A 6,496-nucleotide genomic window follows, 5' to 3' on the forward strand; every position below is an offset into this window, starting at 1 on the left:
TTTAATTGTCAAGTGCCTAATGTGAAACCGCTAACTTTAACCTCTGAACTTTCTAGCTATTGCTTAAGCGCAAGGAGAGGCGACGCAATTGACCCCGGATACTAGAGTCAATTACCTGAGAGCCTACTTTAATGATCACACCACCAATCAGGTCACTGTCTACCTTGGTTGCCAGTTCCACTTGACGAGCTTTGGTGAGTGCCAATACCTTTTCTTTAACTGCTTGCTGTTGATCTTCTGTTAAAGCCACAGCAGAAGTGACTTCCGCTAATACGGTTTGATTTAGTTGCCGTAAGAGAGCCAAATACTGCTGTAAAATCTCTTCCAAGAAGAAAATGCGTCGTTTATCTACCAACAACAGTAAGAAGTTACGTAGGTAAGGGCTAGCTTCACTCAATATTTGTTTGATGAGAGCTTTTTTGTTCTCAGCTGCAATAAATGGGTTATCGATAAAGTTGCGTAGCTGCTGATTCTCTGCCAGCAGGTTCAGCAAAGTACGCGCATCTGTGCCGAACTCTTCCGTCAAGCTTTTCGATTTGGCGATTGACAACAGTGCCTGAGCGTAAGGTTGAGCTACCTCAGTATTTGCTACTTTACTTGTCATACTCCGCCTCCCAATTGTGCGATGCTACGGTCAATTAGAGTTTTTTGAGCATCTTCACTAATGCCACCTTGCAGTTCTGATTCGACCTTTTGCAATGCCAAAGCAACTACTCGCTGCCGCAACTGAGCGATCGCTCTATCTAGTTCTGCATTCAAGTCTGCTGCCCCTGCTTCTTGTAAGCGTTCAATATCTACAGCAGCTTGGGCGAGGATGGCTTGACCTGCGGTTTGAGCATTGTCTTGGGCTGATTTTTTGATTCTCTCAGCTTCTGCTTGTGCTTGCTCTAGTTTTTGTTGCGCCTCTTTCAGTTGCTTGGCTGCATCTGCGGCACGTTGTTCTGCATTCTTAATTGCTGTTTCAATGTTTTCGCGGCGAGTTTTCAGGGTATTACCCAGAACCTTCCGTCCAAAGACAAACAGCACAGTAATAATAATGGCCAGGTTAATCAGGTTGGTGTCGAGAATATTGGTATTTAAACCAAAACCACCTTCCGCCGCACCTTCTGCCAATTCACCTCCAACGGCGCTGGCTTCCGCCATCAACAGTAAAAAAGTCCCCATGATTTTTCATCCACAACTGCGCTGCCAAAGGTTTGCGTCATTCGCCCTTCGTCATTCTCTCTTTTGACTAATGACTAATGACCAATGACTAATGACTAAATTTATTGAGTTAGCGCTGCTTTACTAGATCGGCTCCCAAAAGTTTTTCTAGGATTTGGCGACTTAGGGCATCTACTTGTTGCTCTAAAGAAGCCAGAGCCTGCTGTTTTTGCTGCTCAATTTCACCGGCCGCTTGTTCTCTTTGTGCCTGAGCTTCTTTTTGAGCTGCTGCTACTTTTTCGGCAGCAATTTTTTGGGCTTCGGCTTGAGCTTCAGCAATAATTGTTTGTGCTTGCCGTCTAGCTCCTGCTAACTCTTGTTCGTAAGCCTCTGCTAATTTCTCCGCTTTGGACAAACGCTCTTGGGCTTCTAATTGATTGTTACGAACATATTCATTTCGTCCATCAATAGCTTTACCCAATGGCTTGTAGAGAGTGGCATTCAATACCAGAGCTAACAAGAGAAACTGGATTGCCATCAAGGGCAAGGTAGCATCTAAATCAAATAGCCCGCCTTCCTTGGCAACCTCTTCCACCGCCAATAAGGTGATCCAATGTGTCATGTTTGCTTGTTCCTATCTACTATGTTAGTCCTGAGTTCTGAGTTGTGAGTTGTGAGTTATAAGTTATGGGTTAAAGGCTTAAACCCTTAACTCCTAACTATTTTCACTCAGCACTCAGCACTCAGTACCCAGTACTCAGTACTGATTATGCGAAGGGGTTAGCAAACAACAATACTAGAGCAACTACTAGACCGTAGATGGTTAGCGCTTCCATGAACGCCAAACTGAGTAGTAATGTACCGCGAATTTTACCTTCTGCTTCGGGCTGACGGGCAATACCTTCTACAGCTTGTCCTGCTGCATTACCTTGACCAATACCAGGGCCGATTGCAGCCAAACCAACAGCTAGAGCAGCAGCTAAAACGGAAGCAGCAGAAACTAATGGATCCATGATATTCTTTCCTTACTTTAATGAAACGAATGGTTTTGTTAGTGGTCAGTTGTGAGCCAGTGCGGTCTTGGGGGTTTCCCGCATGAGCAACTGGCGAACCCGAAGGGTCAGTGGTCAATTGTCAGTTGTTATTTACTAAATAACTAATGACTAATGACTAATGATGTTCCTCATGCTCTTCGCCATGATGATCTTCCATCGCTTCACCGATGTAAGCCGCAGCCAAAGTAGCAAAAATTAGTGCCTGGATAGCGCTAGTAAATAGTCCCAAAGCCATTACTGGCAGAGGTACAAATAAAGGCACTAGTAATACCAGTACGCCGACTACAAGTTCATCAGCTAAGATGTTACCGAATAAACGGAAACTCAGGGAAAGGGGCTTAGTGAAGTCTTCAATAATCTTGAATGGCAACATGAAAGATACAGGTTGCACGTAGTTACCAAAATACCCCAGTCCTTTTTTGCTGAATCCAGCGTAAAAATACGCTAAAGATGTCAACAAAGCTAATGCAACAGTTGTATTGATGTCACTTGTCGGTGCTGTTAATTCTCCTTCAGGCAAATGAATCAGCTTGAAGGGAACTAAGGCTCCTGACCAATTTGACACAAAAATGAACAAAAACAAAGTGCCAACGAAAGGCACCCAGGGGCGATATTCTTTTTCGCCAATCTGGTTTTTAGCCAAATCCCGAATGAATTCCAGGGCATACTCCAGTAGGTTCTGTATGCCACTAGGAATCCGTTTAACGTTACTGCTTGCAGCCACAGAAGCTAGTACTAGCACGCCAATAACAAACCAAGAGGTGAGAAACACCTGACCGTGCAGTTTTAAGTTGCCTATTTGCCAGTACAGATGTTTTCCCACTTCCAATTCGGCAAGTGGAACAGAGTAAAAGTTCAGAAAATTCAACATTTTCCTTCCATTTCAATTGCTTCTCCAATATTACCTGGAGAAGAGGAGCCTTTTAAGGTTGCCGGAGCTTTGGCGAGTCAGAGATAAAAGCCACCCTAACTACATAGATGATGAGCGTTGCTTTGTAGGTGAGAAATCCCAAAAAGATGGGCATTATTTGCAATTGATTCCACCGCGATGCCAGCAAAATCAGCGCTATTAATAAGGCCAACCGAGTTTTACTCAGCGACTGTTTTTCTCTACCTAAACGCTCAACATCTTTTGCCAACATCCTCAAGTAAACCACACCTGTACACGCCCCTAATAAATAATTCAGGGCAATGTTTAAGGAATAAAAGATCCAGACAGAGATAAATACAACCCCTGTTAAGACAAGAGTGATTAACACCAACTCTTGATAGAGTTGATAAAACTCCTGCATAGAAGAGTTTGCTGGTTCTGCGTCCTCAAAACCAGGTTGAGTATCTTGTCGTGTTGTCGGGGTGGGTGCGATTGGTTCTTCTGACAAGCTCACGGGACTTGAAACCAGTACAGCTAACTTATTATGACTGCACATTCAGTCAGCTGAATCATATCACGATCCGGTAACAATACTTTAGAAAAAAACAATTAACTTCTTGTCAGGGAGATACGGATAGGGAAAAATTTACCCAAAGGATAAAGTATATACGAGGGGACAGACCAGGAAATGTTTCTCGATCCTGTTGTATGGTTAATTACATAGATACTAGTTAGAGAGTAATTTCTCTATCGAGTCTAGTTTCTAGCTCTTATTCCCCAATCTCTAATCCCTGCCTGAGAAATCGCAAGTTTTTAACTGATTTTGGTGAATAACTATCCTCCAATATTGTTTTCAGGTGTCTAGCGAGTGCCTTGATGTTGTGATGGAGTTAGGTTTTATCAAATCAGCTAGTGCTTGAGGCGGATCACACCACTGCTAAGTTTTCCAAAACCTGGACTTGTAGAGTTTGTCATCCCCAGTATGACGGGCAACGGCTACACACACTTCTACTTTACATGAGATTTGAAAAAACGGGTTGTGGGCGATCGCCTGTCATGGGATGTGTCCCTTTGCTTATAGGGATTCCTGGTTAAGTTTAGGTATGGAATTAATGTTTTTAAACGCAGAGGGGCGCTGAGGAAAACGCAAAGTAGCGCAAAGATGTGTATGTCACTACACATTTTAAGTTTTGTTTGGTGATTATGATTTTAAGTCGGTGTCACCATAATCAGCTGTTGCTTAATTAAGCTTCTAACCTCATCTAAGCTTAACTGCACACTTACCAAAATCTCAGCTACGGTAGAATTGCCATCACATTTTTGTAAAAACTCAAACTCTAGTGCTGACAAGTTCACAATTTGGTAATCGTGATTAAATATACATTGACTAGGAAATCCATCAATACAAGGATTTAATTCGGGAATTGCTTGCTGTAAAGCTTGATCATTCGACCAGTCAGCTTTGTTGATAGGGGGACGAGCAAGGAAAAATTCGTAATGGGTAACTTCTGGGTCTAGTAATTCTATTAAACGATAACGTTGGCGATCGCTCAATTCTTCAGCTCGTTCTATTAACTCTGGCGCTTTCCCCAACAACCTGTCTAAATTCCAAAAACTTGGATTTGAAAAGCCGATAAACTCTAAGCCTGAAGCATCAATCAATTCAAACAATGTATCAATGTTGTAGTCCACTTCTTGGGGATGAACGTACATATCAGCAAAGCATTCATCCCGTTGGTTTTCCATTGCCCAACGTTCTTTTTCTCGCTTGACAAGACGGTTATTCTCTGGTAGAGAAGCAAATATTTTTCGTCCGACTTGCACACCATCGCGGTAATCGCCTCGTTTTTCATTTTGCAGGAGAGCGATCGCTTTTTGCATGAGTTGAATTTCCCAGCGTCCCAATTCCCCATACACAAAAATGTGCATTAAGCCACCAGGTGCTAACTTTTTCGCCAAAGCTTGAATACCACGAATGGGATCTGGTAGGTGATGTAAAACACCCACGCAGTTAATTAAATCAAACTCACCCGGTAACTGTTCCACATCGTACAAACTCAGGTGATGAAACTCCACGCGGTTTGCACCAGAACGCTGACAACGTTCTTTGGCTACAGCTAAAGTACCAGCACTTAAATCAATTCCGATTACTTGCGCTTGGGGGTTGAGATGTACTAAATATTCTGTCCCCACACCTGAACCGCACCCAGCATCTAATATCCGGATATCTTGCTTTGTTGGTTTTTGTCCTGTGCAGAAGCTGTAAGCCGCTAACCAATTCCAGCGCCAGTTGTAACCAGGAGGTGGTTCATCTAGTATCGGTTCTGGCGGGAAGGGATAAGTATCGTAGAGTTTAGCTACAGCATTACTAACGGTTTGGGGGTCGGACATGATGAGGAAGAACGCAGCATTTCTGAGTTTACCGGATAGGGGTAATTAGGGCAAAGGTTGATATTTTCAAATTTTATTTAGATTTAGCTGCATCATCCCTGATGTAGTTAATTAAAGGTTTATCCAACAGCAAAATCTGTAAATTGACGTTTATAAGGCGCGTGAAATCCTAATACAATATCTTCTTTTGGTACACCAACAGCAACTAATTCATTAGCAATACCGATTTCTGTACCATCTCTTTGTATCCAAATTTTCTCATTTTTAATATCAACATGAATAATGACACCATAAGTTCTTTTTTGTTCTTTCCAACCAATATTTAAAACTTGATAATGATGGCGCTCTGTGTCAAATAAAAGTTGAATTTCTGTATTTTTATCCAAATCATTAGCGGAATGATTGCTGAGAACATCTTGAATAATTTGAGAATATTTTATTCTTTCCATAAAACAATCTCCTTAGTTATAAAAGTAAATATCAGCAGTTTTATTTGATATTCTTTTAACGAGTCTTGAATAAATTGACGAGAGAAAAAATCTTGGTATGTATCTTGGCTAATAGCTAAATATAAAATGCGTTCTGGATCTTCTTTCTTTAAGGCTAAACGATAATTGAGAGTTTGACCTAAAGCCAAATGAAACTCAGTTACTTCAGATGCACCAACAAAAGATTTAATTTCTACAGCTATTCTTTGTCCTTCTTTTTGTGCTGCTAATAGTCTTTCTGCTCCTAAGTCTATAAAAAATTCGATATCATCGACTTTAAGGTGTAGTGGATCGTGAGTAATAGTCCAAGCATCTTTTTCTAAAGCAGTGCGAACAGATTGATGAAATATATCTTTAGATGGCGTATGTACAATTAAATCTACTACCTTAATAAATAATTATCTCAAAAATGATTATCTTTACTAACATCATAATTATTATTAGGACTTACGCATTGACAAAATGGCAAAAGAGTGGATTGATAAAAAGTATCATCTACTCACTAGGTATCGAACAATCAGAGAAATCAGCAAACCCTCGACAGCACA

General features: G+C 41.3%; 10 protein-coding genes. 1 reads left to right on the plus strand and 9 read right to left on the minus strand.

From position 1 onward, the window contains the following. Positions 1-52: 52 nt before the first annotated feature. The 6 genes from atpH to H6G14_RS06955 all read right to left on the minus strand — a co-directional run bounded on the left by atpH (position 53) and on the right by H6G14_RS06955 (position 3,583). The gene (atpH, locus tag H6G14_RS06930) at positions 53-604 is read right to left on the minus strand and encodes an ATP synthase F1 subunit delta (protein ID WP_011319379.1); all 552 of its coding nucleotides are present in this window, start codon (positions 602-604) and stop codon (positions 53-55) included. Further along, positions 601-1,164, minus strand: coding sequence for a F0F1 ATP synthase subunit B (locus H6G14_RS06935; protein WP_190566354.1), 564 nt, complete (start codon positions 1,162-1,164; stop codon positions 601-603). The genes atpH and H6G14_RS06935 overlap by 4 nt, the downstream gene beginning before the upstream one ends. Positions 1,165-1,273: 109 nt before the next feature. Further along, positions 1,274-1,765, minus strand: a complete 492-nt coding sequence (locus H6G14_RS06940) for a F0F1 ATP synthase subunit B' (RefSeq protein ID WP_190566355.1) — start codon at positions 1,763-1,765, stop codon at positions 1,274-1,276. Positions 1,766-1,910: 145 nt separating this feature from the next. Next, positions 1,911-2,156, minus strand: coding sequence for an ATP synthase F0 subunit C (gene atpE / locus H6G14_RS06945; RefSeq protein WP_010994186.1), 246 nt, complete (start codon positions 2,154-2,156; stop codon positions 1,911-1,913). 157 nt (positions 2,157-2,313) lie between these two features. After that, on the minus strand, positions 2,314-3,069 hold the full coding sequence (atpB, locus tag H6G14_RS06950; protein ID WP_010994187.1) for a F0F1 ATP synthase subunit A: 756 nt from the start codon (positions 3,067-3,069) through the stop codon (positions 2,314-2,316). 52 nt (positions 3,070-3,121) lie between these two features. After that, complete coding sequence (locus H6G14_RS06955; protein ID WP_041456793.1) at positions 3,122-3,583, minus strand: ATP synthase subunit I; 462 nt, start codon at positions 3,581-3,583, stop codon at positions 3,122-3,124. A 398-nt stretch (positions 3,584-3,981) separates the two neighbouring features. Between H6G14_RS06955 and H6G14_RS06960 the strand changes: the two genes are divergently transcribed. Next, positions 3,982-4,164, plus strand: coding sequence for a hypothetical protein (locus tag H6G14_RS06960; RefSeq protein WP_190566356.1), 183 nt, complete (start codon positions 3,982-3,984; stop codon positions 4,162-4,164). Positions 4,165-4,278: 114 nt separating this feature from the next. Here the strand turns inward: H6G14_RS06960 and H6G14_RS06965 are convergent, their stop codons facing one another. The 3 genes from H6G14_RS06965 to H6G14_RS06975 form a co-directional block, all read right to left on the minus strand. Further along, positions 4,279-5,460: a class I SAM-dependent methyltransferase gene (locus H6G14_RS06965; protein WP_190566357.1), complete on the minus strand. Its 1,182-nt coding sequence runs from the start codon at positions 5,458-5,460 to the stop codon at positions 4,279-4,281. 119 nt (positions 5,461-5,579) lie between these two features. Beyond that, positions 5,580-5,909, minus strand: a complete 330-nt coding sequence (locus H6G14_RS06970; RefSeq protein WP_190566358.1) for a XisI protein — start codon at positions 5,907-5,909, stop codon at positions 5,580-5,582. Further along, positions 5,897-6,322, minus strand: coding sequence for a XisH family protein (locus H6G14_RS06975; RefSeq protein WP_190566366.1), 426 nt, complete (start codon positions 6,320-6,322; stop codon positions 5,897-5,899). The genes H6G14_RS06970 and H6G14_RS06975 overlap by 13 nt, the downstream gene beginning before the upstream one ends. Positions 6,323-6,496 lie beyond the last annotated feature (174 nt).

The organism is Nostoc parmelioides FACHB-3921 (assembly GCF_014696625.1).
GTDB lineage: Bacteria > Cyanobacteriota > Cyanobacteriia > Cyanobacteriales > Nostocaceae > Trichormus > Trichormus parmelioides.